This is a genomic window from Rheinheimera soli (assembly GCF_031457405.1).
In the GTDB taxonomy this organism is placed as follows: Bacteria; Pseudomonadota; Gammaproteobacteria; order Enterobacterales; family Alteromonadaceae; genus Pararheinheimera; species Pararheinheimera soli_A.
The window spans coordinates 822062-847064 of record NZ_JAVDWR010000001.1 but is presented as its reverse complement, the minus strand read 5'-3'; the positions used below and the strand labels follow the sequence as shown (position 1 = coordinate 847064).

At 45.7% G+C, this 25003-nt stretch carries 18 protein-coding genes and 3 tRNA genes; 5 read left to right on the top strand and 16 right to left on the bottom strand.

Annotated elements, in window-relative coordinates; genetic code table 11:
* Nucleotides 1-13: 13 nt before the first annotated feature.
* From J2W69_RS03820 to J2W69_RS03800, 5 genes are all read right to left on the bottom strand, one after another.
* Entirely contained in the window at nucleotides 14-589 is a 576-nt protein-coding gene (locus tag J2W69_RS03820; RefSeq protein ID WP_310274717.1) for a YceI family protein, read from the bottom strand.
* 25 nt (nucleotides 590-614) lie between these two features.
* Nucleotides 615-1154 carry a cytochrome b gene (locus J2W69_RS03815; RefSeq protein ID WP_310274716.1) on the bottom strand — a complete coding sequence of 180 codons (540 nt, stop codon included), beginning with the start codon at nucleotides 1152-1154 and terminating at the stop codon, nucleotides 615-617.
* Nucleotides 1155-1374: 220 nt separating this feature from the next.
* On the bottom strand, nucleotides 1375-2292 hold the full coding sequence (gene trhO, locus J2W69_RS03810; protein WP_310274714.1) for an oxygen-dependent tRNA uridine(34) hydroxylase TrhO: 918 nt from the start codon (nucleotides 2290-2292) through the stop codon (nucleotides 1375-1377).
* 97 nt (nucleotides 2293-2389) lie between these two features.
* The gene (locus tag J2W69_RS03805; protein WP_310274711.1) at nucleotides 2390-2926 is read right to left on the bottom strand and encodes a YaeQ family protein; all 537 of its coding nucleotides are present in this window, start codon (nucleotides 2924-2926) and stop codon (nucleotides 2390-2392) included.
* A 35-nt stretch (nucleotides 2927-2961) separates the two neighbouring features.
* Nucleotides 2962-3609 carry a LysE family translocator gene (locus tag J2W69_RS03800; protein ID WP_310274709.1) on the bottom strand — a complete coding sequence of 216 codons (648 nt, stop codon included), beginning with the start codon at nucleotides 3607-3609 and terminating at the stop codon, nucleotides 2962-2964.
* 178 nt (nucleotides 3610-3787) lie between these two features.
* Here J2W69_RS03800 and J2W69_RS03795 point away from each other — a divergent pair, with 178 nt between their 5' ends.
* Nucleotides 3788-6178 carry a TonB-dependent receptor domain-containing protein gene (locus tag J2W69_RS03795; RefSeq protein WP_310274708.1) on the top strand — a complete coding sequence of 797 codons (2391 nt, stop codon included), beginning with the start codon at nucleotides 3788-3790 and terminating at the stop codon, nucleotides 6176-6178.
* A 68-nt stretch (nucleotides 6179-6246) separates the two neighbouring features.
* On the opposite strand, the gene rmf is transcribed toward J2W69_RS03795, so the two are convergent.
* From rmf to rlmKL, 5 genes are all read right to left on the bottom strand, one after another.
* Nucleotides 6247-6429 carry a ribosome modulation factor gene (gene rmf / locus J2W69_RS03790; protein ID WP_008898994.1) on the bottom strand — a complete coding sequence of 61 codons (183 nt, stop codon included), beginning with the start codon at nucleotides 6427-6429 and terminating at the stop codon, nucleotides 6247-6249.
* A gap of 362 nt (nucleotides 6430-6791) precedes the next feature.
* Nucleotides 6792-8429, bottom strand: a complete 1638-nt coding sequence (locus tag J2W69_RS03785) for a DUF3466 family protein (RefSeq protein ID WP_310274706.1) — start codon at nucleotides 8427-8429, stop codon at nucleotides 6792-6794.
* A gap of 12 nt (nucleotides 8430-8441) precedes the next feature.
* A complete protein-coding gene (gene uup / locus J2W69_RS03780) occupies nucleotides 8442-10352 on the bottom strand; it encodes an ATP-binding cassette ATPase Uup (protein WP_310274704.1) in 1911 nt (636 codons plus the stop codon).
* A 3-nt stretch (nucleotides 10353-10355) separates the two neighbouring features.
* Nucleotides 10356-10595, bottom strand: coding sequence for a glutaredoxin family protein (locus tag J2W69_RS03775; RefSeq protein ID WP_310274702.1), 240 nt, complete (start codon nucleotides 10593-10595; stop codon nucleotides 10356-10358).
* A 6-nt stretch (nucleotides 10596-10601) separates the two neighbouring features.
* Nucleotides 10602-12734: a bifunctional 23S rRNA (guanine(2069)-N(7))-methyltransferase RlmK/23S rRNA (guanine(2445)-N(2))-methyltransferase RlmL gene (gene rlmKL / locus J2W69_RS03770; RefSeq protein WP_310274700.1), complete on the bottom strand. Its 2133-nt coding sequence runs from the start codon at nucleotides 12732-12734 to the stop codon at nucleotides 10602-10604.
* Between the two features lie 243 nt (nucleotides 12735-12977).
* Between rlmKL and J2W69_RS03765 the strand changes: the two genes are divergently transcribed.
* The 3 genes from J2W69_RS03765 (at nucleotide 12978) to J2W69_RS03755 (ending at nucleotide 13409) form a co-directional block, all read left to right on the top strand.
* Nucleotides 12978-13054, top strand: a tRNA-Met gene (locus tag J2W69_RS03765).
* 54 nt (nucleotides 13055-13108) lie between these two features.
* Nucleotides 13109-13185, top strand: a tRNA-Met gene (locus J2W69_RS03760).
* Between the two features lie 147 nt (nucleotides 13186-13332).
* A tRNA-Met gene (locus tag J2W69_RS03755) sits at nucleotides 13333-13409 on the top strand.
* A 384-nt stretch (nucleotides 13410-13793) separates the two neighbouring features.
* On the opposite strand, the gene J2W69_RS03750 is transcribed toward J2W69_RS03755, so the two are convergent.
* The 6 genes from J2W69_RS03750 to J2W69_RS03725 form a co-directional block, all read right to left on the bottom strand.
* The gene (locus J2W69_RS03750; protein WP_310274698.1) at nucleotides 13794-17636 is read right to left on the bottom strand and encodes a two-component regulator propeller domain-containing protein; all 3843 of its coding nucleotides are present in this window, start codon (nucleotides 17634-17636) and stop codon (nucleotides 13794-13796) included.
* Nucleotides 17637-17771: 135 nt separating this feature from the next.
* Complete coding sequence (locus tag J2W69_RS03745) at nucleotides 17772-18956, bottom strand: class I SAM-dependent methyltransferase (protein ID WP_310274696.1); 1185 nt, start codon at nucleotides 18954-18956, stop codon at nucleotides 17772-17774.
* A gap of 64 nt (nucleotides 18957-19020) precedes the next feature.
* On the bottom strand, nucleotides 19021-20523 hold the full coding sequence (locus J2W69_RS03740; RefSeq protein ID WP_310274694.1) for a DNA recombination protein RmuC: 1503 nt from the start codon (nucleotides 20521-20523) through the stop codon (nucleotides 19021-19023).
* 31 nt (nucleotides 20524-20554) lie between these two features.
* Nucleotides 20555-20974, bottom strand: a complete 420-nt coding sequence (locus J2W69_RS03735) for a hypothetical protein (protein WP_310274692.1) — start codon at nucleotides 20972-20974, stop codon at nucleotides 20555-20557.
* Between the two features lie 188 nt (nucleotides 20975-21162).
* A complete protein-coding gene (locus tag J2W69_RS03730; protein WP_310274690.1) occupies nucleotides 21163-22089 on the bottom strand; it encodes an electron transfer flavoprotein subunit alpha/FixB family protein in 927 nt (308 codons plus the stop codon).
* On the bottom strand, nucleotides 22089-22838 hold the full coding sequence (locus tag J2W69_RS03725; RefSeq protein ID WP_310274688.1) for an electron transfer flavoprotein subunit beta/FixA family protein: 750 nt from the start codon (nucleotides 22836-22838) through the stop codon (nucleotides 22089-22091). Before J2W69_RS03725 ends, J2W69_RS03730 begins: the two co-directional genes overlap by 1 nt.
* A gap of 231 nt (nucleotides 22839-23069) precedes the next feature.
* Between J2W69_RS03725 and J2W69_RS03720 the strand changes: the two genes are divergently transcribed.
* Nucleotides 23070-24698 carry an electron transfer flavoprotein-ubiquinone oxidoreductase gene (locus tag J2W69_RS03720; RefSeq protein WP_310275080.1) on the top strand — a complete coding sequence of 543 codons (1629 nt, stop codon included), beginning with the start codon at nucleotides 23070-23072 and terminating at the stop codon, nucleotides 24696-24698.
* Nucleotides 24699-25003: the final 305 nt, after the last annotated feature.

The following is a 25003-nucleotide window of genomic DNA, read 5'->3' as shown; positions in this document are numbered from 1 at the left end:
TCTCAATTCAGCATTAAGACTTCTTAATACCTTCCACTGTCAGATCCAAATGCACAGTGGCAGATGCCGGGCCAAGAATATTTTTAATGGCAAAATCTTCCAAGTTGATGCTGGTGGTGCCGGCAAAACCTGCACGGTAGCCACCCCATGGATCAGAACCTTCACCCAGCTTGGTGGCTTTGATCACAATTTCTTTGGTTACACCATTTAACGTGAAATTACCCACCACATCAAAATCAGCACCTTCTTTGGGTACTATTTTAGTGCTGACAAAAGTGGCTTTGCCATGTTTGTCCACGTTCAGGAAATCAGGACTGCGTAAGTGTTTATCGCGCTCAGCATGGTTAGAATCAATACTTTTTGTATCAATTTCTAACTGAATTTTAGAATCTGTTAACTTTGCAGCGTCATAACTGAATGTACCTGCAAAGGTATTAAAACGGCCATATAACCAGCTGTAACCTAAATGACTGATTTTAAACTGAATAAATGCGTGGGCACCCTGGGTATCAATTTCGTAGTCTGCGGCTTGCAGTGCAGGTGCTGCCAACATCGATGTCAACAACCCGGCAATTAGTAATTTTTTCATTCCAATCTCCTTTCGTAGTAAAGTCTTAAGGTTTAAGCATTCGTTTTAACGTGTCGTCTTTATCAAAAAAGTGATGTTTAAAAGCGGCCATTGCATGCAAAAGAACTAAAGCAATTAAACCGTAAGCTGCAAACTTATGAACCAGGCCAGCTCTATCTGCCTGTTCGGCAAACAACTGACCGGCTGATGGCAAATCAAACCAGCCAAATACTTCTATAGGGCGGCCATCCGCAGTAGAAATCAGATAACCGCTACAGATAATCAAAAAGACTAGGCCATATAAAGTCAGATGGGTCAGATGACTGGCGCGCTGTATAGCCTTACTGTGGCTGGACAAAGGCGCAGCAGTTCCTTTCACAAGGCGAAAGAGTAAGCGATACAGCATCAGAGCCAGCAACAATACCCCCACACTTTTGTGCCAGAAAGGCGCAGTTCTGTACCAACTGCTGTAGTAGCTTAAATCCACCATCCAAAAGCCTGAGGCAAAAAGCCCAATCACCATCACAGCCACCAGCCAGTGCAATACAATACCTGTCCAGCTGTAGCCTTTATTTTCTGTTGCCATAGTTTACCCTCTTAGTAGAACCAGCTTATCTTTCCAGAGGATGGTTTAAAAGCCCAAAATTAAGCACATTTCGTTCTATTTAATAGATGAATTATTAAATTAAATGCAAGGAAGGGGGACAAATGTCGTCTGAACTAAAACGCTGCGGGTCAGGCTGGTATTGTTCCTGAGCATAACATGCTAAAAAGAGCCGTGAAGGCTCTTTTTTAAGATACAGGATTTAGAATTCCACTTTGCCATCGCGGATGTGTTGTTCACCCCGCTCTTTCGCCAGAGCTATTTGCTTCTGACGCTCGGCAAAAGATGCTTTCTGCTCTTCAGTAATTTTGTCATGGCAATGCGGGCAACTTAAACCTTGCACATAAAGGGGCGATTTCATTTCGTCTTGGGATAATGGCATGCGACAGGCGTAACACTGGTCGTAACTGCCTTGCTCCAGGCCATGCTTGACCGCAACACGCTGATCAAATACAAAACATTCACCTTGCCACAAACTTTCTGGTTCTGGTACTTCTTCCAGATATTTCAGAATGCCGCCATCCAGGTGGTACACCTCTTCAAAGCCCTGCTCTTTTAGAAAAGCTGTAGATTTTTCACAACGAATACCACCGGTACAAAACATCGCCACTTTTTTGTGTTTAGTTTTATCCAGATTTTGCTCCGCCCAGTCCGGAAACTCACGGAAGCTGGTGGTATTGGGATTGACGGCGTTTTTAAAAGTGCCGATAGCGACTTCGTAGTCGTTGCGGGTATCGATAACGATAGTCTCAGGATCTGAAATCAGCTGATTCCAGGCTTCACCTTTGACATAAGTACCGACTATATGAGCAGGGTTTATCCCTTCCACGCCCATAGTGACTATCTCTTTTTTCAGCTTGACCTTAGTGCGGTAAAACGCCTGCTCATCTGCAAAAGATTCTTTATATGACATGCCTTCAAACCGACTGTCGGCGGCAAACCACTGCAGCATTGCATCAATACCTTCACGTGGGCCACAAATAGTGCCATTAATACCCTCTTCGGCCAGTAACAAGGTCCCTTTGACTTTGTTCAGCACCAAATGTTGGTAGAGGTTATCACGCAAGGCAACATAATCAGGTAAAGCGACAAATTTATATAAAGCAGCAACAACGTACATTTTTTGATTCACCTTCTGCAAAGCCGGACCGTAAATCCGGGGCAAAAATACGGGCGTGCATTATAACGACTGGAAATGAAATGACAAGTTGAGGGCTTTAATGTTGCCATTGTGCCGCTGAGAAGAGTTCAAGTTCGAAGGTATGCTCACCATCTGTGATCAGTAGCTTGTCGTCTTCCCGCCACAGATCCAAATGCATATGGCCTTTGAGCATGGCACAAAACTCCTGCTGGTGTTGATGGCTCAAACTATGAAAGCGTACGTTTTTAAAATACTGCTTATATTGGCTTTTGATCTTTTTCTGCTGTGCTTCATCCAAAAACAAAATGACTTGATCGGCCTGATGGCTGGCGCGTTGCATATGCTTTTCACTGAGTAAATCGACATTGCACCACAACTTAATATGATCAGCGTTGTCGCTGACAAACAAGTCAGGGCTTTTACCTGCGCTTTCTGTTTTGGCCAGCTCAGGGGAGGATTCAAAAAACGACAGATAAGCCAGAATGCGACGGGCAAAGTGTTCAGCCAGCTCAGTTTTATAAGGCGCTATATAACAGGTCCGTTTTTGATAAAAATGACTGGCCTCTGACGCGTAGTTCAGATCCAGCCGTATCACTTTGCTCATCACTTGCATACAGACACCTCGTTGGTATCGGCAACAACCTCTGTTTAGTGTAGCTGAGATTGAATTGCACCGTAAATCAGATGCATAGCCAGTGCCAGTAATACAGCGCCCATCAAACGGTCAAACCAATAGCCTTTTAGCAGTAAAAAAGCCCTTACTTTTTCGCGAGTTAGGATTACAGATAAAAATGCAAACCAGGCCGCTGTTGCGAAGGCCATATAAAGACCATAGATCACTTTGTAAGAAAGTGGTGTAACTGGCGAAATAATGACAGCAAACAAGGACAAAAAGAACAAAGTGGCTTTAGGGTTTAAACCATTAGTGACAAAACCTGAAGTAAAAGCTTTGAGCAATGAAGGCGCTGCGGATATAGCTTCAACCTGCTCTTCTGCCTGTGGTGCTGCTGCACCACTACGGATCGCCTGCCAGCCTAAATAAGCCAGATAGCCAGCAGACAACACACTAAACAGCGTAAACAACCATGGCGTCGTTTTAATCAATAAGCCTAAACCGAGCAGTGAATAACACACATGCAAAAGGATAGCAGCACCTATACCAATACTGGCAGAGAGCGCAATAGTACGGCCGTAGCGCACGGCATAACGTAACACTATGGCGAAATCGGGGCCCGGGCTTGCTACAGCCACTAAATGAACAGAAGCGATCAGTAAAAATTCCGGCCAGAACTCCATAGCTTATCCTTTTGATTACTCGAGCATTATTATGTCGATATTAAAACATGAGATTTCAGAGTGTCGAAGCTAAATCTTAAATTAATGTTACTTCATCACAAAAGTACTTGCGTCTGAATCGTTAATCCGCAAAAATGTTATAACATCACAATCATTAACTACGGTAATAGGTTTTTCAATGCGCCCTTCTCTTTTTCAATTCTCTCCTGTTGCGATGCTGGTTGTTTCGGCATTTTCAGCCCAGGTTGTAGCACAAAGCATCACCGTGAATGGTGTAGTGCTGGATAATGACGGCAAAGCCATTGAACAGGCTCGTGTGCATGTGCATGGCCGTCAGCAATATGTTTATGCAGACAAAAACGGCCGCTTTACCATCCAGGCCCCAGCGGGCGCCGAACTGCATATCTCAGCCAAAGGTTATGGCGATCAGTTTGTTACTTTGTCAAACAACAACGAACTTAAAGTACAACTGCAGTCTGGTGGCGTGGAACGTATTGTGGTCTCAGCTTCAGGTTTGCATCAATACGATTTGGAAATGGCTAATCCTGTTTCTGTGTTATCAGGTGAAGAACTTAGCCGTAAAACAGCACCTACTATAGGTGAAACCTTAAAGTCGATGCCTGGCGTACACAGCAACTATTATGGCCCTGTGGCCTCCAGTCCGATTTTACGGGGTCTGGATGGCCCACGAGTACGAATTTTAAATAACGGCCTTGATTCTGCCGATGTATCCCGTATTGGCCCGGATCATGCCATCAGCGCTGATGCCATCACCACTGAGCAAATTGAAGTATTACGCGGTCCTGCCACTTTATTATACGGCAGTGGCGCTGTAGGTGGTGTAGTGAACGTGGTCGACAACAGACTGCCACGGCAGTTACGTCCTGCCAGCACTCAAATAGAAACGCGTTATAGCTCAGGTGCAGATGAGAAAACTGCAGCCATGACTCATGATGGTGGTCAGGATCAAGTCGCCTGGCACCTGGATGGTTTTAAGCGTAAAACCGGGAACTATGATGTGCCGGATTTTACCAATGATCAAGGCGAAAGCTCAGACCAACTGGCAAACTCCTGGCTGAATAATTCAGCGGTGAATGGTGGTTTAAGCTGGATCACCGATAAAGGCTTGATTGGCTTTTCCATAGGTCATATCGATAGTGAGTATGGTATTCCTGGTCATCACCATCATCATGAAGAACAGGATGGTCACGACGAGCATGATGATGACCAGGATGAACATACAGAAGAAGCTGTATTTGCCAAAGTGAAGCAAGACAGATATGGCCTGGCTGGTGAGCTGTATAAACCTTTTCATGGTATTGAAACCTTGTCCTTTAGCAGCGCTCTGACCCGCTATCAACATCACGAAATAGAAGAAGGCGTTATTGGTACCACCTTTAAGAATGACAGCTTTGAGAGCCGCTTTACTGCTGAACATGAAACTATTGCCGGCTGGCATGGTGTTTTTGGTTATCACCTGCAACAAAGCGATTATCAGGCGATAGGTGAAGAAGCCTTCACACCAGATACCAAAACCGATTCCCACGCCTTATTTGTGCTGGAAGAGCGCAGTTTTGGAGATTTCACAGCTCAGATAGGCGCCCGCATTGAGCACGTCGATTACAAAGCCACTGGCATTGAGTTTGAACATCACCATGAGGAAGAAGAGGCAGACGAACACCATGCTGAGGATGTAAAACATGATTTTACGGCGTCGAGTCTGTCTGCTGGCTTAGTCTGGAACTTCCAGCCCGGTTACAATGCAGCTTTATCCATCAGCCGTTCTGAACGAGCGCCAAGCGCTGCCGAGCTGTATTCAAACGGTGCCCATATCGCTACCCGTACCTACGAATTAGGTTTAGCCTACAACCTGGATCAAGATGGAGAGATTTCAGAGTCTGACATCAAGTTCAAAAAAGAAGTGGCGAACAACATCGATCTGACCTTACGCAAGTATGAAGGTGATTTTACTTTCACTTACAACCTGTTCTACAACAAAGTAAATAACTACCTGCATATGAGAGATTCAGGTTTAACTATGGCCGACCTGCACTCCCATGCAGATGAAGATCATGATCACGACCATGATGACCACGGCGATCATGACGAAAATGGCGAATTTTCTATCTTCCATTACCAGCAGCAGGATGCCACTTTATATGGTGCAGAGTTCGCTATGGCTTATCAGCTGAGCGCTGAACAACAGTTGGAGTTTTTTATTGACTCAGTGCGGGCCAAGCTGGATAACGGCGGAGATTTACCCCGTATCCCACCAGTGAAAGTAGGCACAGGTTACAGCTATTCAGCAGAGGACTGGTCAGCGAATATTGACTGGACTCATTACATGAAGCAAAACCGTGTTGCTGCAACTGAAAGTGCAACCGGCTCTTATCAAATCCTCGATCTGGGCTTTAGTTATTACTTTAATTTAAATGATCTGGATCTGACTGCTTTTGCCAAAGTGAACAATCTGACGGATGAACTGGGTTTTGTGCATAGCTCCTTTGTCAAGGAAGATGCACCTCTGCCAGGTCGTTCTTTCACTTTAGGTGTAAAAGCCCGCTTCTGATTTCGTAGTTTAAAACACAAAATGCACAAGGCCCCGATTATCGGGGCCTTGTTATCTGAATTCGTTGGTTATTGACCTCTGGCAAACAAACCAGTCCCTTTGTCTTCCATCGCTTCCCGGTACCCTCCGAGCCATTGCGACCTGGTGTCTAAATTCTGATAAGGACAAATCTCTTTTGAGCGACCTGTGACAGCGGCGCGATAACCTTGAGCATGAGCACGTTCTAAACGATCTCTTTTCTGTCTTTTCATAAGGCAATCTTCCTCGATCTGATAAATAAGCAAACAACTTACGTTGCACCTTAATAGATAGTCGAGATGCCAAAAAGGTTCCACTAATAAACTTGGCCTCCCCCTATTGACATTAAGTAAGAACCTGAAGTTATTTAAGATTTGATGACAAAATAATTTAATTTTTTTGAATTGCCAGGGGTAACTATTTACTCACATCGCTCATGATGTCCACTTTCGGCAGCTGAAGCTGTGAATAACAGTGATCCTGCAGCCTTTCCAGAACGAATATGAGAAATGGCCGAAAACACAAGTCCGATGATCTCAGAGACGACAAACCCGCTTTCGCGGGTCTGGTTTTAACAATGCTCAGTCATTATCAACTAGCTTAAACGTCTTCTTAGCAGCAGCAATGGCAACAACAATAAACTATACCAAGTGGATGAACCGCCTTGACGTTTATAAGTCTCGTCGTCTGCTACCTGGCAGCTTTCTATAGTGCCATTAGGAACAGGCGTCAGTTTTACAGCTCTGGATACGTTCTCCATGACTGGATTGCCTGCACTGTCTTTTACCACTTCACCTTTGGCATCACGTTGTTCTACGGAAACCACAGCATTGGCAATGATTTCATTATTATTGTTGATATCTTTGGCTTCAACCAAAGTAAAAGCTGAATCACAAGGCAATAAAGTATTTAAATCAGTGAAACTATCGTTTTCGATATCATACAAAAAGGCTACTTTACGTCTTGTTGTACCATCAGTAGGTAACATATCCGCAGAACCTACTACCATGTTATTCTCGTTAATAGCCATAGGGTTGGTATCCGAGCTATTAAAAAAACCATTGGGATAAGTCAGTGTTTTTGTATTGTAATCAAATACAAACAGCCTGTTCGTCGGTAAACCATTAAAAGTGGTGTTTGCAGATCCGATAATAATATTTTGATTATTAATATCAGTTGCCAAACTGGAATTCCATTCCAGAGGATCTATAACTGCTGAGACTTCACCTTCATGAAAGACGGTAGCATGTCTGGTGCTGACCCTGCGTTCCTCATCGGTATAACTAGAGTAGCCAACAGCGACACCATCATCATTGACAGACAAAGCCCGGCTAACGTAAAAGTTTTCAGCAGAACCTTCAATCACCGGACCTAAGATCCCATATTGGACAGGTGCTGAAACTTGCCCGGCCTCGTTCATTTTCCAGACCAAAGCACGTTCTATATAACCACCAACGAATTCATTGTAACAACTATTGATCGGTCTGGTTTTTCCAGTACAGGCTGTTTCAATACTCTTCTGAGTAGTTTCCATCATGGATACACTGCCAGAACCCGCTATATAGTTGTCTTCGCTGATCTTTATTGCTGAAGAAAAACCACCACCAAAGTTTTCAAAAGGAATAGGCAATGGGGTGACGCTGTTACCGTTCGCTACATAGGACTTTAAATAAGTAAGATCTGGCACCCACAAATTGACTGTCTCAGGAGAAGGCTTTTCTTCAGTGGCTTCCGGCGTAAAACTTTGCTGGCTGTATGTTGCTGTCGCAACACCAATAGCATTTCCACTGTTATTAATGTCGTAGAGGTATTCTCTGTTGGTTGGAGCCGATGCTTGTTCGCGGATTTTTACCTGCTCACCTGTCACCAGATCAAAAGCCATCACATCTGTATATCGTTGGACTTTAGTGTCTAAACTATTAGCACTCAAATAATTGATTAAAACAGCCTGTGAAGACGCGCTGATATTACCTTGTTTAATTTGTTCTATTGCTTCAGCCGTTAAAGCGGCTACCAAACTGGCATTTTCAAAATCAATAGAGCTGATATCGACAGGGAAATTGTAGATAAATGACCCAGAACCTACAGCATCACCATTGTCATTCAACGCAGCACCAAACTGTGAGCGGACTGTGTTGATCTCTGCCAGCTCCTGAACCTGATAAACAGCGGCGTAAGCTGAGCTGGCGGCCAGGCCGGGTAATAAGGCTAATACTACGGGCGATAATCTCATTCAGGTCCCCTGTTACTGCTGATTTAATGCTTCTAATTGTTCCCAACGCTCATAGGCGTGCGCGAGCTTCGACTCAGCCTCGTGCAATTGGTTCAACGCTTTTTGGGTGTAATCGGCATTTTGCCGGAAAAATTGTGGATCATTGACTTGCTGCTGCAAGGCACTTAATTCTGCATCAAGTGTCTCGATTAAAGCGGGCAATAGTTCCAGTTCTCTTTTCTCTTTGTATGATAACTTCTTACTGCTTGTGGATGAAAGCTCAACAGGCTTTTCTTCGACAGGTTTTACACTTTTTTGCACAGTTTCAACAGCTTTTACATTGTTTTGCTGCCGTTTTTGATACGCCACTACGTCTTCATAGTCACCCGCTATCTCGACCACCTTGCCCTGACCAGCAAAATACAGCGAGCTGGTCACTGTATTATTAACAAATTCACGGTCGTGGCTGACCAAAAGCACAGTGCCCTGATACTGCTGCAGAATATCTTCAAGCAGCTCCAACGTTTCTACATCCAGGTCATTGGTCGGTTCATCGAGGATCAGTAAATTGCTTGGTTTGGCGAATAAACGCGCCAGCAATAAGCGGTTTTTCTCGCCACCTGATAAAGCCCGGACTGGTGTTCTGGCTCGCGCAGGTGCAAATAAGAAATCCTGCAGGTAACTCAGTACGTGACGGGTCTGGCCATTCTGAATGATCTCCTGCTTCCCATCAGCCACGTTGTCCTGCACTGTGGCATTTAAATCCAGCTGAATACGGTGCTGGTCAAAATAGGCCACTTCAAGGTTCGTACCACGTTTAATTTCACCACTGTCGGCATTGTATTCGCCAAGCAAAGTTTTGATTAAGGTCGATTTACCGACACCGTTTGGGCCCACCAAGGCAATACGATCACCACGCATTACTAAAATGTTGATGTCTTTCAGCACTGTTTCGCCTTTAAAGCTGACGTTGACATCTTTAGTTTCAAACACCAGCTTGCCGGATTTTTGCGATTGCTCAATGGCAAATTCAACCTTGCCCATTTGTTCAACCCGTGCAGCCCGTTCGTTTCGCAGCTCTTTTAAAGCGCGCACGCGACCTTCGTTACGGGTACGACGGGCTTTAATGCCCTGACGGATCCAGACTTCTTCTTCTGCCAGTTTTCTGTCAAACAGCGCATTATGTTGCTGCTCCACTTCCAGCAGCTTCTGTTTACGCTCCAGATACTCGGCGTAGTTACCAGGATGTGACGTTAGTTCACCACGGTCCAAATCGATAATACGGCTGGCCAAAGCACGGATAAATGCCCTGTCGTGCGAGATAAAAATGATCGCACCTTTGAAGTTCATAAAGAACTGCTCAAGCCATTGAATAGCTGCTACATCCAGGTGGTTAGTCGGTTCATCCAATAGTAATACGGTGGGCTGTGAGACTAAAGCTTTGGCTAAGGCGGCTTTACGTAACCAGCCACCTGATAATGAAGCTAAGGTGGTCTCCGGGTCCATTTCAAACTGCAGACACAGCTCTTGAATGCGGTTTTCTAACTGCCAGCCATGACGGGTATCCAGTTCTGCCTGCAAGGTGCCAAATTCACGTTGTTCAGCTTCGGTTGCATCCGAGAAATGATCGGCCAGATGATAAAAACGCTGTAGCTTTTCAGCTAAGTCACCGGCGCCTTCACGAATAAAATCGGCCACTTTAATATCAACGCGAGCTGGTGGATCTTGCTCTAAGCGGCTGATAATTAAATTATTTTGTCGCACCACCTGGCCATCGTCCAGATTTTGATGACCGGTCAATATTTTTAAAAAGGATGATTTACCCGCACCGTTGCGACCAACTAAACAGACGCGTTCGCCGGCAAATAAACTGAAATCCACTTTATCTAAAATGGGGTGTGTACCAAAAGCAAGGCTGGCTTGCTGAAAACGTAATAATTCCACTCTTTATAATCCTGACGACTGCTGACGCAGCAGTTGTTGTATCTGTTCAAGTTCAAAGGGCCAGAACAGTTCCTGTTCATTCACTTTTAACACCGGAATATGGACGCGATAACGCTCAAAAGCAGCCGGTTCGTCCACTATATCTATAATTTCAACAGCACCCTCCAAACCGGCCTGCAGCAAAAGCTGCCCGGCCTGCTCGCACAAATGGCAACCCCAGGTGCTGTAAAGCTTTATTTGCATGAAAACTTACTCTTCAACCCGCTTAAACAGCTCAAAGCAAACGTGAATATTGGGATTACGTTTAAAGTCTTCCGGCAAACTTTGGGCTGAAATATCTTTGATGATCCAACCCGCTTCTTCCAGTTCTGCTTTGTCGATTTTAAAGCGTCTTTTATTGTTGGAAAAAATTACTTTGCCATTAGGCGCCAGACAACGGCCTACCATAGTCAGCAACTTGACGTGATCACGTTGCACATCCCAGGTATCTTCCATCCGTTTCGAATTCGAAAAAGTTGGCGGGTCAACAAAAATTAAATCAAACTGGTTTTTACAGCCTTTGAGCCAATCCAGACAGTTATCCTGCACAAACTGATAGGCTTTGCCATCCAGACCATTAATAAGGAAATTGCGTTTTGCCCAGTCCAGATAGGTATTTGACATATCCACTGTAGTAACAGACAAAGCACCACCTAAAGCGGCATGCACAGAAGCAGTGCCTGTGTAGGCAAACAAATTCAATACTTTTTTGCCTTTGGCTTGCTGTTGAATAGCCAAACGAGTCACGCGGTGATCTAAAAACAAACCGGTATCCAGATAATCACGCAGATTGACTAAAAATTTAGCTCCATACTCAGTAACTTCTTTGTACTGACCGGCCTTGGCCAGCGCCTGATACTGATCCTTACCTTTTTGTTTTTCACGAACTTTTAATACCAGCTTGTCGCTGCTAATACCCAGCACCTTAGGCACAAGGTTCACCACATCAAACAAACGTTTTTGCGCTATTTGCTCATCAACATTAGAAGGTGCGGCGTATTCATGGATCACTACTTCGCCGTCATACCAGTCGACAGCAACGTTGTATTCCGGAATATCGGCGTCGTACATACGGTAGCAACTGATGTTTTCGCGTTTCGCCCACTTCTCTAACTGCTTGACGTTTTTCTTCAGGCGATTGCCAAAAGACTCACTTTCCGCATAAAACAAAGCTGCACTTTGACTGTTGGCATTGACCTGCACTTGCTGTTCGGTCAAATCGAACATAGTAAATTCACAATCCAGCGGACCGTTAGTGAATTTATAGCTTTTGGCTTTGGATAACTTCAGCGCACGTAATAAATCGGGGCTTGAAGTAATAATGGCTAAACGCCAGCCCTGATAGTTTTTTTTCAGGCCTAAGGAGAATTCAGCATAAATAGGAATAAGGCTTGGCAAATCCCCTAAACGCTCACCGTATGGTGGGTTGGTAATAATAACGCCTTTGCCTTCGCATACAGCAGACTGAATTTGTGTCGCATCCTGGGTAACAAATTCAATAAAATCTGCCACACCAGCACGGGCTGCGTTCTGACGAGCTTTTTGTAAGGTGCGCTCATCGGTATCGCTACCGACAAAAGTAACGCCTTCAGCAATAGCCTGACGTGAGCCTAAAGCTTCTGCACGCAATTGTTGCCAGAGTTCTGGCTGGTGGTCACCCCACTGTTCAAAAGCAAACTTCTCCCGCTTTAAACCTGGGGCTAACTGACGGGCCATCAGCACTGCTTCTATTAATAAAGTGCCACTACCACAAAATGGGTCATATAAAGGCTGATCGGCTTTCCAACCTGAGCGCAATAATAATGCCGCAGCTAAGTGTTCTTTTAATGGCGCTTCGCCCTGCTCTTTACGATAACCACGCTGATGCAGTGAAGGACCAGAGAAATCCTGAAAGAAATGGAAAAACTGACGTTCTAAACGCACCTGAAAGCGGACGTCCGGATCCAGACGATCAACATTTGGACGCTCGTCATAACGCTCGCGGAACTGATCCACTATGGCATCTTTCACTCGCATGCCACCAAACTGGGTATTGTCTATGGTTGGGTGCTTCCCCACACACTCGACAGCAAAGCTTTGTTCCATCCGCATTAAGGAAGGCCAGTTAATGCGCATGGCGACCTGATACAAGTCTGAATTGGCATCAATTTCGATGGATTGTTCCAGGCGCATAATACGGGTCGCCAGACGCGACCATAAGCACAGCTGATATGCATCCTTAAGTTCAGCTTTAAAGCGAACCACGCCCATGCCTAATTTAATGATTTCGCCTTGATAACGACGGATCTCATCCGCCAATAGCTCTTCAACACCTTTAGATGTTAAGGCCCAGAATTCCAACATATGATCTGCCCTGCAATAAAATGGCGCACATTATAACAGAAGCGCTTTCGAAAGCATTGGGATGTTTTTCAGCTCAAAAAAACAAAGATTTGCGCTGCTGCTACTTCAGAAACAGCCGCTATCGTCTACTTAAAGACCTATGCGTTTAATAATTGTGCAGTCAGTTCACTTCTTTGGAATTTACTGATATTAAGCCTTGCGCTGCTATGCCAAAAGCTCTACTATGCGCCCCGCAAACACGGACGCGGGATGGAGCAGCCTGGTAGCTCGTCGGGCTCATAACCCGAAGGTCGTCGGTTCAAATCCGGCTCCCGCAACCAATTCGTGATTGCATTTAAGGTCTTAACACATACTGCTCGGTGTTAAGTTACGGACGCGGGATGGAGCAGCCTGGTAGCTCGTCGGGCTCATAACCCGAAGGTCGTCGGTTCAAATCCGGCTCCCGCAACCAATTATTGATTGGTGTTTTAAAGTAGTTTGGCCCTCGGGCTCCTCTTTATAACCCCGTGGCGAAGGTCGTCGGTTTAAACCACGCTCCCGCAACCAATAAAGTGTATGTTTTAAATCCTGATAGTTACTGCTCAACTGTCAATACGGACGCGGGATGGAGCAGCCTGGTAGCTCGTCGGGCTCATAACCCGAAGGTCGTCGGTTCAAATCCGGCTCCCGCAACCAACTTTAAGACCGACTTTTTAGTCGGTTTTTTTGTATCTGAAATTCATGATTGGCAGGATGGAGCAGCCTGGTAGCTCATCGGGCTCCTCTTTATAACCCGTGGCGAAGGTCGTCGGTTCGCTCTTCATAAAGATCGGGGCTCCCACAACAAACAATCAGCCGACTTACTAGTCGGTTTTTGTGTATCTGAAATTCAGGATTGGCAGGATGGAGCATCTTGGTAGCTCATCGGGCTCCTCTTTATAACCCGTGGCGAAGGTCATCAATTCAAATCCGGCTCCCGCAACCCACAATCAGCCGACTCACTAGTCGGTTTTTTTGTGCCTCAAATTTGGGATGGATCAGCCTGATAGCCTGTCGGCCTCCTCTTTATAATCCCTGGCATTAACCATCCCTTCGCACCGGAAAAGTAATTTTATAATGCAGCCCCTGTTCAGGTTCGCTTTGCACTTCGATATGGCCTTTTAAACTGACAGTCACCAGGTTATAGACAATGTGTGCTCCCAGTCCTGTGCCACCGTTATTGCGGTTGGTGGTATAAAAAGGTTCAAACAGATGCTGCAAAGCTCTCTGATCCAAACCTTTACCGTTGTCACTGAATTTCATTAACAAGGTTCGGCCTTCCTGAATAAAACTGAGTTGGATTCTGGGATCTGGTCTGTCTTTTACACCATGGATCAGTGCATTCATCACCAGATTGGTAATAATCTGAGCTATTGCGCCTGGATCGGTATAAAGCACAATATTGGGTTCGCACTGAGCGTCAAGCACACAGCCTGCTTTATGTAATTGTGGTTTTAATGTCAGCACAACATCCTGCAAGTAAGTAGCGAGATTAAATTCACGCAGACTAACATTGGATTGATCCACTGATACTTTTTTAAAACTCTGCACTAAATCTGCTGCTCTGCCCGTATTAACCTGCAGAATTTTCAGGCCTTCACGCAGATGCTGCAGGAAACGCTGAAATTGGCTTTGCTGTAGCATTTTTTGATCAACGGCGTGCTGAACTGTGTCGAGCTCAGCCTGTAAATGACTGGACGCAGTAACACAAATACCCAGCGGCGTATTAATTTCATGAGCAACCCCAGCCACCAGTGAGCCAAGTCCGGCCATTTTTTCCTGAGTGATCAGTTGCTGCTGGGTCAATTGTAACTGCTCAAAGGAGTCAGCATTGGCCACTGAGATGGCGACATAACTGGCCAAAGTGCGTAGCAGTTCAATCTGAGAATCAGAGTAAGCGTGATCTTCTAAACTTTGCACGGAAAAAACACCAACAGCTTTTCCACTGACAGTCAGTGGAAAATACAAGACGGATTTGGTCATAGAACCGTAGAGCGGCCGGGGAACTTCGGGCAGATGCATAAGGAATTCAGCGGCTTCCCGAATGATTATTTCACGCTGATTATTAAAACAAATCACAGCCGGTGTATTCTCCTGCGCCAAATCCACATCAAACCGGGGCGCCAATTGGTTATTTTCCATCCAGAAAGCAAAGTCGAGTTTGTGTTCTGTCTCGCGGTAGATACCGATAAGCAGCACATGGGCATCCAGCATATGCGATAGATGTGAATGGCAGCGGGTCAATACCTGCTTCAAATCCAGCGACGCTGTGATTTCCCGGCTAATTTGTTGTAATAAGGTAATATCCTGATAAGAGCGCCTTAACGCCTGATGTTTCTCTTGTAACTGACTGGTTTTCTGGCTCAGTTCTTCTGTACGCAAGCTGACCTGAAGCTCCAACTGGCGTCTCATTTCCAGTTGCCTTTTCATTTTTTGTTGGTACCAGGAAAAACCGCTAAACAGGACCAGAGCAACCAGCGCAGTTCTGAACCACCAGGTCATCCACCATGGTGGTAATACCTCAATAGCTAATGAGGTTTGAGTCTGCCAGGGGCCATCCCCCATACTGGCTTCCGCTTGCCAGACATAACTGCCTGGAGGCAGGCGGGTGTATGTCGCAACAGGCTGGCTGGCCTGGATCCAATCCCGGTCGAAGCCATTAAGTTGATAGCGGTAACGCAGTTTTTCTGGCTGCACAAACTCAGGCACAGAAAAATGCAGGCTGAACATGTCCTGTTGATAGTCTAATGTCAGTTTATCCAGTGCAGACAACACCACAGGTAACAAAGACTGAGTTTCAGCTCTTGCCGGTGGCACAATCTGGTTGAATAAACTCAGGCTGGTCAGTTTTAAGCTGTTTAAAGGCCATTGCTGAGGTAATTGATCAATCTGGTAGAAATCCAGCCCTTCTTTACCACCACGAAATAACCAGCCCTGATGCTCAGCCCATGACCCTATCCAGGTCACGCTTTGCACACCAAGCCGTTCATCCAGATTGAGGTAACTTTTCTGCTCCGGCAAAAAATGCTGACGATACAATAAACGAAACAGCTGAGCCGAGCGTAACTCAGCATCATCATCCGCTGCTGTCAGGTAAGGTTTAAAGCCTTCAATCTGCGCCGGCGTATTTTCAGAGCGCACTGCCCTATGACGTAAATTGCCTGCATGTATCCATAAATGTTCATTTTCTTCAACCACCAGCTGAATACCATTAAATTGCAGCCCATGTTGGCTGGCGTCCTTTTGTTGCCACTGTTGCAGCCTTCCATCCTGCTGATCATAAAGAAACAAACCTTGATCGGCAGTCCCAATCCAGATCAGACCAAAGCTGTCCTGATACACCAGATTAATGTCATCCACTGGCAAACCAGGTTTGCTGTATCTGTTCAGTGCTGTGATTTGCTGACCATCGGCACTGACGATAAATACACCATGACCCCGTGTGCCGACCCACAGTTGCTGTTGGCGATCCAGATACAACGATTTAACCACGGGTTGTGTCTGTGTATCACTGAGCAAGGATACAGACTGCCACTCTTGTGTTTTGGGTTTGAATTGCCAAAGCCCCTGCTCTGAGCCTGTCCAGACAAGGTCCAACTGTGGAGCCCATCGAACCTGCCGTGCGCTGAAATCCGGGCTACCGTCTGGCATAGGGATAGCTTCGAGTTGGGCTTGTTGGGGATCAAATTTTAATAATCCCCCTTGTCGATTTGCCAGCCAGACAGTGCTGCCATTGACCACATCAATACCTAAGATATCGCTGGCGGGCAACAGTTGCGGCAGCTCCGTTGCTGTGGGTAAGGTGCGGATATGGCGGGCAAAGCGACTGATACCGGCAACGCGCAGCTGATTAACAGTCCAGACCGTGCCTTGTTTGTCTAGCATCAGCGCGTAAATACTGTTACCGGGTAAGCCCCCACTGAATTGGCCCTGATGCTGGAATTGCAGCCAGTCACTACCCGTATCCTGTTGATACCACAATCCTGCATTGTAACTCCCCAACCATAAGCCGCCAGCTTCATCTTTGAGCATGTCGGTTAACTGGGCCTGTCGTAATGTTGCAGGTTGCACAGGGATCGAAAGCTCACCAGAACTAAGGTCTAGCTGTAACAAACCGCCACTAAAACTGGCCAGCATCAGCTGCTGAGGACTTTTCAGGTGAAGTCTATTAATAGAACCAGCCGCTTGCCCGCTCTTAACTTTATGCCAGCCACGAGCTGAGTTTTGCTCCGGATCCCAGGCAATAAGACCCCCTCCTGTTCCGGATAAAGTCCGCAGAGGTGCATCACCTGAAGCCAAATACAAAACGCCGTCTGTTGTCATCAATAAATCATTGATATGGATACTGGAGACACCATCCACATGAGCAGGTAAAGTTTGAGCCGTCAGACTTAGTTGTTGTGGATCCAATAAAAATAAACCAGCACCGTAGCTGCCAACCCAAAGCTTGCGCTTTGGATCCTGATACAGCACTGAAATTTCACTGGAGCCATTGTTGATCGTTGCAGGTAATGGCACCCTGCTAAAGCTTTCTGAAGACGGATTAAATTTGTTCACGCCCGCATAACGAGTGCCAATCCACAAGGTGCCTTGTTGATCGACCAATAAACTGCTGATCCAGTCTGCTGATAATGAATCAGGATCAGTCGCATCAGCCCTGAACAGGGTCACCTCAGACCCATTCAGGCGATAGAGGCCATGCTGAGTGCCAAGCCAGATTTGACCAGCATGATCTTGTGCCAATGCAGTAGAAGAAATATGAGCCTGGTTTTGTTCCAGTGCAATAAACCTGCTGTAGACCTGACGCACCTGCTCAGATGCATAGGCAACATTGGCCATCAGCAATACAAACCCCAGCAACAAGGACCAAAGGCCTTTTACCACAGTTTTTCCCCAGCTATATCACATTGTTTATTCAGTATTTACCGCTTTCACAATTTGAGCAAGCCAATGGATTTAAGCGGGTTGGAACTGAGTTAACCTAAACTCTGTTCCATAGTAAAGCCTTGATGTGCTGAACTAGTCTGACTGCATTAACAGCTCTTCCAGACAATGCTGCTGTATGCCGTAAAAGCTTTTGATCTGTTGAACCTGGGAAAGCAGTTCTTTGCGATTTTTTGGTTTCTGGCTTTTTACTGCCAGAATCATCTTATTTTTACTGGTGTGCTCCAGGGATATGAATTCAAACACCTGAGTTTCATAACCATAAGCCTCCAGCAGCAAAGCACGCAGACTATCGGTCAGCATTTCAGCCTGTTCACCTAAGTGAATGCCGTGTTTTAGCATGGGTTGTAACAAAGGGGGGCTGATGAGTTGTGGTCTGAGTTGTTTATGGCAACATGGCGAACACATAATCATCGAAGCGCCAGTACGAATGCCCATATGAATAGCGTAGTCTGTGGCTATATCGCAGGCGTGCAGGGCTATCATGACATCTATGCCTTTGGTCTGAAAATGTTTAACATCACCCTGCTCAAAACCAATGCCCTGTAAATTCAAATCACAGGCGACAGCATTGCATAAATCGACCAGTTCCTGGCGAAGTTCAACCCCGGTCACTTTGGCATCAAGCCCCAACTGGTGCGTCAGGTAATCATGTACTGCAAAAGTCAGATAGGCTTTACCAGAGCCAAAATCGGCAATATGCACTGCAGGTTTTTGTTTTAAAGCCGTTTGCTCCAAGGCTCGGTCAAAAACTTCGACAAACTTATTAATCTGCTTCCATTTACGCGACATGGCAGGAACCAGCTTATGCTGAGCGTCTGTGACACCAAGTTGCTGTAAAAAAGGCCGATCCAGCGTCAAAAAACGCTGTTTTTCTTTGTCATGCGTTAAAGCCGCCGGGCTAGCTGCTGCTTGTTTGATCAGCTTAGTGCTGCTTAACACTTTGCCTTTTTTACTGACACTCAATTGAGTTTCGCTGTCTGAAGCTGTGAAATGCGCCGCTTTAAACTCTGTGCCCAATAGGTTTTGGATAAGCTCAAGCCCTTCACTGAGCACAAAATTTTTGGTGATATCACGGCTTTTATGTCGGTATAAAAAGCTTAAATGCGCGACATTTTTCAGCAAGACAAGCCGTACTTCAATCCGCACCAGAGTCGTATCTTCGCCCTGATAACCGCTTAGCAGCAGTTTTTGCCAGCTGTTGCTTTCAAGCTTTTGTTTTAGGAGTTGGATAAAGGCGCTGAAATCTGAAGTACTCACTGAAATTCTCTGCAGTCAAAAGCCGTTAGTATATACCCTTGACGTAAACCCACTCCAGCCTTGTTTAGGATACAGAAGGCGTTTTTGTCTCAGCCTGAGCTTCAGCATCAAATTCAATCTGAGACTTTTCGACAAAATACTCGGGAAGCTCGGCCTGAATTGCAGGCGTCAAATCTTTAAACTCGTTCACCTGTTTCACCAGATTCGCCCTGCCCTTGTACAGCTGGCTTTCGGCAGTCTCATAAGCTTCCTGGGCCCTGTTTAAGCTCTCTTTGACTCTTAAAAAAGTCGTCAGAAAGGTGCGTAATTTGTTAAACACCGCATCGGCGCGTTTCGCCAGTTCTGCCGTATGTTTATGCTGATCTTCATATCGCCATAACTGACGGACAATATTGAGGCTGGTTAATAAAGTGGTAGGTGTCGCCACCAGTACATTCTGATTCAGCGCTTGCTGGAATAAGCTTTCATCGGCTTTTAAGGCTTCAACAAAGGCCGACTCTATGGGCACAAACATAAACACCAAATCCGGTGAATTCAGACCAGGTAACTTGTGGTAATTACGATCGGATAACTCTTTAATACGAGCGGCCATAGCAGCAACATGCTCCTGCAACGCAAGTTGACGTTCCAGATCATCCTCTGAGTTGATATAACGGCTGTAGGCATTTAAAGACACTTTGGCGTCGATAATCAAATGTTTCCCCTGGGGTAAAAACACCACTAAATCAGGCCGCAGTTTAGCGCCATCTTCCTGGGTCACCGAAAATTCACGCTGGTAATCCTGACCCGCTCTTAAGCCTGAACGTTCCAGCACATTTTCCAATACCAGTTCACCCCAATTGCCTTGCGTTTTTTTCTGGCCTTTTAAGGCCACAGCCAACTGATGTGCTTCTTCGGTGATTTGTTGATTCAAAATTTTTAAATGCTGTAACTCGTGATTCAGTAAAGCCTGCTGCTGGCTGTCTTTGAGGTGAATATCTTCCACTTTACTTTTAAAGGCATCTAATTGCAGGCGGAACGGATTCAGTAAGCTGTTTAATGCTTCCTGATTGGAGGCCTGGAAACGCACCGACTTGTCTTCAAAAATTTGTTGGGCCAACTGTTGAAATTCAAGACTGAGTTGCTGTTTGCTGTTTTGCAACAACGCCTGTTGCTCGACAAAATGCTGCTGCTTTTCTTTCAAGCTGATTTGTAAGGCACTGTGGTCACGCTGCAGCTGCATATAATCCTGTTGCTGCGCCTGATGTTGCTGCTTTAACTCGGTCCAGAGCTGTGATACCTGCTGATACTGGCTTTGGCTGCGGGCTAATTCGGCCGCATACTTTTGTTGCTGGTAACTTAAATCTTTAAAGTCGTCCTGAGCCTGCTGCAATTGCAGTTGAGTCTGTTGTAACAGCTGCTGATCATGTTGGCTTTGCTGAGCCTGAAGCTGATTTGTGGTTTGTTGCACCCCAAGTTGTTGTTGCAATTGAACTGCTTTGCTACGGAATAGGATCAAAGCCCAGATGCAACAAAGCAAAACCACAGCCAAAACGCTGGTTAAACCGAACAAAGCTTCTGTGGTCATGGTTCTCTCTACATCATAGGGGTAACAAAAATCAGCTTGCTGGCTGCCCTATACTGCACTTTTGTGCGACACAGGCACTTGCAGGCGGCATCAGCATCTGACAAGTCGACATCATTCCAAGCTTTTCATTTTGTTGCTTTTTTAGCTTTTGATAACGATCGTTGGTGTAGCTTAACATTTTTTCATCTGTATGCAGCGTCGAGTAAAGCAGATACTGATCCGGTCCACCACAAGGACGGGCGCCAACCCCTATGACTTTACACTGATTGTCTTGTTCGCACTCTTTGTTTTCTGTTAACCGTTCCAGTCTTAACTGCAACTGGCGGGTGTCGAGCTGAAGCTGTGCCAAAGGACCATCAAGCTGGGTGACCAGGTTTTCTGTAGTGGCTGGCACAGTAGCGCAGCCTGTCAGTGACAACACAAAAACAGCCAGCGTTAAGGTTTTTTTCATTTTTTATCTCCTGAACAGCGTGATCACCCAAGTGGCGAAAAGCCCGAAACGGCGCATTAGCCGCCTATCTTAGTGATCCACATCAAAGGGAACAAGAGAGTTACTGAAGAAATTTGTAAGCAATTTATTAACTTGAGTAAAGAGGGCCAAAGTTGGCCCTCTGTAAACCGATCAAAAGATTATAGAGGTTAAATCTTCGCTTCCAATTCAGGCAGAATGGCAAACAAGTCGCCAACCAGACCATAATCCGCGACCTGGAAAATTGGCGCTTCAGGGTCTTTATTGATGGCCACTATCACTTTGGAATCTTTCATACCGGCTAAATGCTGGATAGCACCAGAAATACCCACTGCTATATACAAATCTGGCGCAACAATTTTACCTGTCTGGCCTACTTGCATATCGTTAGGCACAAAACCAGCATCCACTGCAGCACGAGAAGCACCAATAGCAGCATTCAGCTTGTCGGCAATGCCGTTTAACAGCGCAAAATTTTCACCATTTTGCATGCCACGGCCACCAGAGATGATGACCTTGGCTGCCGTCAGTTCAGGACGTTCTGATTTCGTCAGCTCTTCACTGACAAAAGCCGATACACCCGCATCTTTTGCTACATTGATGGCTTCAATGGCTGCGTTATTGCCTGTATCTACCGCATCAAAAGCTGCAGAACGTATGGTCAGCACTTTAATGGCGTCACCGCTTTTCACTGTGGCTATGGCATTACCTGCATACACAGGACGCACAAAGGTATCAGCACTTTCAATAGCTATCACATCAGAAATCTGTGCAACGTTTAATAAAGCGGCAACGCGTGGTAAAAAGTTTTTGCCGTTGGTGGTCGCGCTTGCTACTACATGCTGATAATCTTTTGCCAGTTCTGTCACCAGCAGGCTGATGTTTTCTGCCAATTGATGTTGGTACACTGCCGCGTCAGCATGCAATACCTTAGTCACACCTTGTAAAGTCGCAGCTTCAGCCGCCGCTGCAGCAGAATTAAAGCCAGCCACTAACAGATGAATATCGCCGCCAATCTGGCTGGCTGCTTTCACTGCTTTATGAGTATCAGCCTTCAGGCTCTGATTGTTGTGTTCCGCTATGACTAATATGCTCATCAGATCACCTTCGCTTCTTGTTTTAATTTGGCTACTAACTCATCCACAGAGCTGACAATGACACCAGCCTGACGTGATGCCGGAGCTGTTACTTTGACGGTAGTCACGTTCGATTTTAATTCGACACCATAGCTGTCTGCTGCTTTGACATCTAAAGGCTTTTTCTTGGCTTTCATAATATTAGGTAATGAAGCGTAACGTGGCTCGTTTAAGCGTAAGTCAGTGGATACCACGGCTGGTAAGCTCAGCTCCACTTGCTGTAAACCACCGTCTATTTCGCGGGTGACTTTGACTTTGCCATCAGCGACAACCACTTTGGACGCAAAAGTGCCCTGACCCATACCAGTTAATGCAGCCAACATCTGGCCAGTCTGGTTATTGTCTGAGTCAATGGCTTGTTTGCCTAAAATCACCAGTTGAGGTTGCTCATCAGCCACTACTTTGCTTAATAACTTCGCCACTTGCAGCGAATCTAAGTTGTGTTCAGTATCAATCTGTATGGCACGATCAGCGCCTAAGGCTAACGCAGTTCGCAGCTGTTCCTGCACTGCTGCAGGCCCGATAGACACTACCACTACTTCAGTGGCAATACCTGCTTCTTTTAAACGTACCGCTTCTTCCACTGCAATTTCACAAAACGGATTGAGTGCCATTTTCACATTGGCTAAATCCACACCGCTTTGATCGGCCTTTACCCGTACTTTGACGTTGTAATCTATGACCCGTTTGACCGGTACTAAAATCTTCATAAAAACCCCATTCGGCCGCTATACTCAGCACTAAGTTGACGTTAAGGTAAAGCTGATTCTTTCCAGGTCATCAATCTACTTACTGTTGACGTTAACGTCAACCTGAAATACCCTAGCAAACAGCAGAAGTTATGAATTTTATGTCAAGTTAATCATCCATCAGCAGAACAAGGCGAAAAGCCAGACAAAAAAGATGGATAAGTTGAGGTTGTTGTGGTTGAACGTGAGTCGATGGAATTTGATGTAGTGATAGTTGGTGCAGGCCCTGCGGGTTTGTCGACCGCTATCCGCTTAGCTCAACAAGCCAAAACAGCAGGCACTGAAATAAGTCTGTGTGTTGTTGAAAAAGGCTCTGAAGTGGGCGCCCATATTTTATCCGGCGCTGTGTTTGAACCCCGGGCTTTAAATGAATTATTCCCTGACTGGCAAAAAATGAATGCGCCAGTGACAGCTTCGGTTACGCATGACCATATTTATCTGTTAAAAGACGAGCAGAATGCACAAAAGCTCCCTAATTTTCTGGTGCCTAAAACCATGCACAATGAAGGCAACTACATTGTGTCTATCGGTAATCTATGTCGCTGGTTAGCCACTCAGGCTGAACAACTGGGGGTTGAGATATTCCCTGGTTTTACCGCTGCAGAGCTGCTGATTGAAAATGATATCGTCAAAGGGGTGATTACAGGTGAAATGGGAGTCGCCCATGACGGCAGTCAAAAAGACAGCTATGTGCCTGCCATGGAGCTTCGCGGTAAATACACTGTCTTCGCTGAAGGTTGCCGCGGCCATTTAGGTAAAGAGCTGATATCCCGTTTTGAACTGGACAAAGGTCGCTCTCCTCAGCATTACGCCCTGGGTTTTAAAGAAATCTGGGATGTGCCGGCAGAGCACCATCAGCAAGGTTTAGTGGTTCACAGTGCCGGCTGGCCATTGCAACAAGATACCAGCGGCGGCGGTTATTTGTACCATGCCGAAGGCCAGCAAATTGTGGTTGGCCTTATTGTTGATTTGAATTACAGCAACCCTCACCTGAGCCCTTTTGAAGAATTCCAACGTTATAAACAACACCCTGTAATTAAACAGTATCTGCAAGGCGGTAAACGGGTGTCTTATGGCGCCCGTGCTATCGCCAAAGGTGGCCTGAACAGCTTGCCTAAAATGACCTTCCCTGGTGGTGTGCTGGTAGGTTGTGACGCGGGTACGCTGAATTTTGCAAAAATTAAAGGCAACCATACGGCGATGAAATCAGGCATGCTGGCCGCCGAAACTATATTTACAGCACTGCAGCAAGATAAAACCGGTGCTGACTTAACCGAATTTGCAGAACATTTTGAGCAAAGCTGGTTATTTGACGAGCAGTTCAGAAGCCGTAACTTTGGTCCTGCTATGCATAAGTTTGGCTCTTTCTGGGGTGGTGCTTTTAATACCCTGGATCAGAATGTCTTCGCTGGTAAACTGCCCTTCACCTTAAAAGATGACACCTTTGATCATCTGACATTAAGACCGGCCAGTGAGGCCCCAAAAATTCAATACGCTAAGCCCGATCAGAAGCTGAGCTTTGACCGTTTGTCTTCTGTGTATTTATCCAACACTAACCATGAAGAAGATCAGCCTTGCCATTTAAAACTGGCCGATGATTCCATTCCTGTTCAAGTGAACTTAGCTTTGTATGACGAGCCAGCGCAGCGTTACTGCCCGGCAGGCGTCTATGAGATCATTGAAGAAAACAACCAGCCGCGACTACAAATCAATGCACAGAACTGCATTCATTGTAAAACATGCGATATTAAAGACCCACGTCAGAACATCACCTGGGTGACACCAGAGGGTGCTGGTGGTCCAAATTATCCGAATATGTAGCAGTCAGGGGAAGATGGGATCAGAAGCAAAAAACTAAAATCGACAGTTTCTGATCCCATTTATTTCATATCCCTGGGAGATTAATGCGGTATTTTTCAGTTTTATTTTCCTGATTATCAAAAAGTTCAATTCTCTTCGATAATTTTGCTGTACTGTACTTCATGCCAATTGTAATAATAGACAGCTAAGTCTATGTTTATGACTCAGATCGAAAGTAGCTCAGAACAATAAAAACAGCTTGGAAGGTTATCCATGAGTACAAAAGTGATAAAAAGCAGCGCCGGTAAAGACGATGTAAATGTAAC

Coding starts and splice junctions, on each gene's coding strand:
- J2W69_RS03820 (WP_310274717.1), bottom strand. CDS start 589: ATGAAAAAATTACTAATTGCCGGGTTGTTGACATCGATGTTGGCAGCA.
- J2W69_RS03815 (WP_310274716.1), bottom strand. CDS start 1,154: ATGGCAACAGAAAATAAAGGCTACAGCTGGACAGGTATTGTATTGCAC.
- trhO (WP_310274714.1), bottom strand. CDS start 2,292: ATGTACGTTGTTGCTGCTTTATATAAATTTGTCGCTTTACCTGATTAT.
- J2W69_RS03805 (WP_310274711.1), bottom strand. CDS start 2,926: ATGCAAGTGATGAGCAAAGTGATACGGCTGGATCTGAACTACGCGTCA.
- J2W69_RS03800 (WP_310274709.1), bottom strand. CDS start 3,609: ATGGAGTTCTGGCCGGAATTTTTACTGATCGCTTCTGTTCATTTAGTG.
- J2W69_RS03795 (WP_310274708.1), top strand. CDS start 3,788: ATGCGCCCTTCTCTTTTTCAATTCTCTCCTGTTGCGATGCTGGTTGTT.
- rmf (WP_008898994.1), bottom strand. CDS start 6,429: ATGAAAAGACAGAAAAGAGATCGTTTAGAACGTGCTCATGCTCAAGGT.
- J2W69_RS03785 (WP_310274706.1), bottom strand. CDS start 8,429: ATGAGATTATCGCCCGTAGTATTAGCCTTATTACCCGGCCTGGCCGCC.
- J2W69_RS03775 (WP_310274702.1), bottom strand. CDS start 10,595: ATGCAAATAAAGCTTTACAGCACCTGGGGTTGCCATTTGTGCGAGCAG.
- rlmKL (WP_310274700.1), bottom strand. CDS start 12,734: ATGTTGGAATTCTGGGCCTTAACATCTAAAGGTGTTGAAGAGCTATTG.
- J2W69_RS03740 (WP_310274694.1), bottom strand. CDS start 20,523: ATGACCACAGAAGCTTTGTTCGGTTTAACCAGCGTTTTGGCTGTGGTT.
- J2W69_RS03735 (WP_310274692.1), bottom strand. CDS start 20,974: ATGAAAAAAACCTTAACGCTGGCTGTTTTTGTGTTGTCACTGACAGGC.
- J2W69_RS03730 (WP_310274690.1), bottom strand. CDS start 22,089: ATGAGCATATTAGTCATAGCGGAACACAACAATCAGAGCCTGAAGGCT.
- J2W69_RS03725 (WP_310274688.1), bottom strand. CDS start 22,838: ATGAAGATTTTAGTACCGGTCAAACGGGTCATAGATTACAACGTCAAA.
- J2W69_RS03720 (WP_310275080.1), top strand. CDS start 23,070: ATGGAATTTGATGTAGTGATAGTTGGTGCAGGCCCTGCGGGTTTGTCG.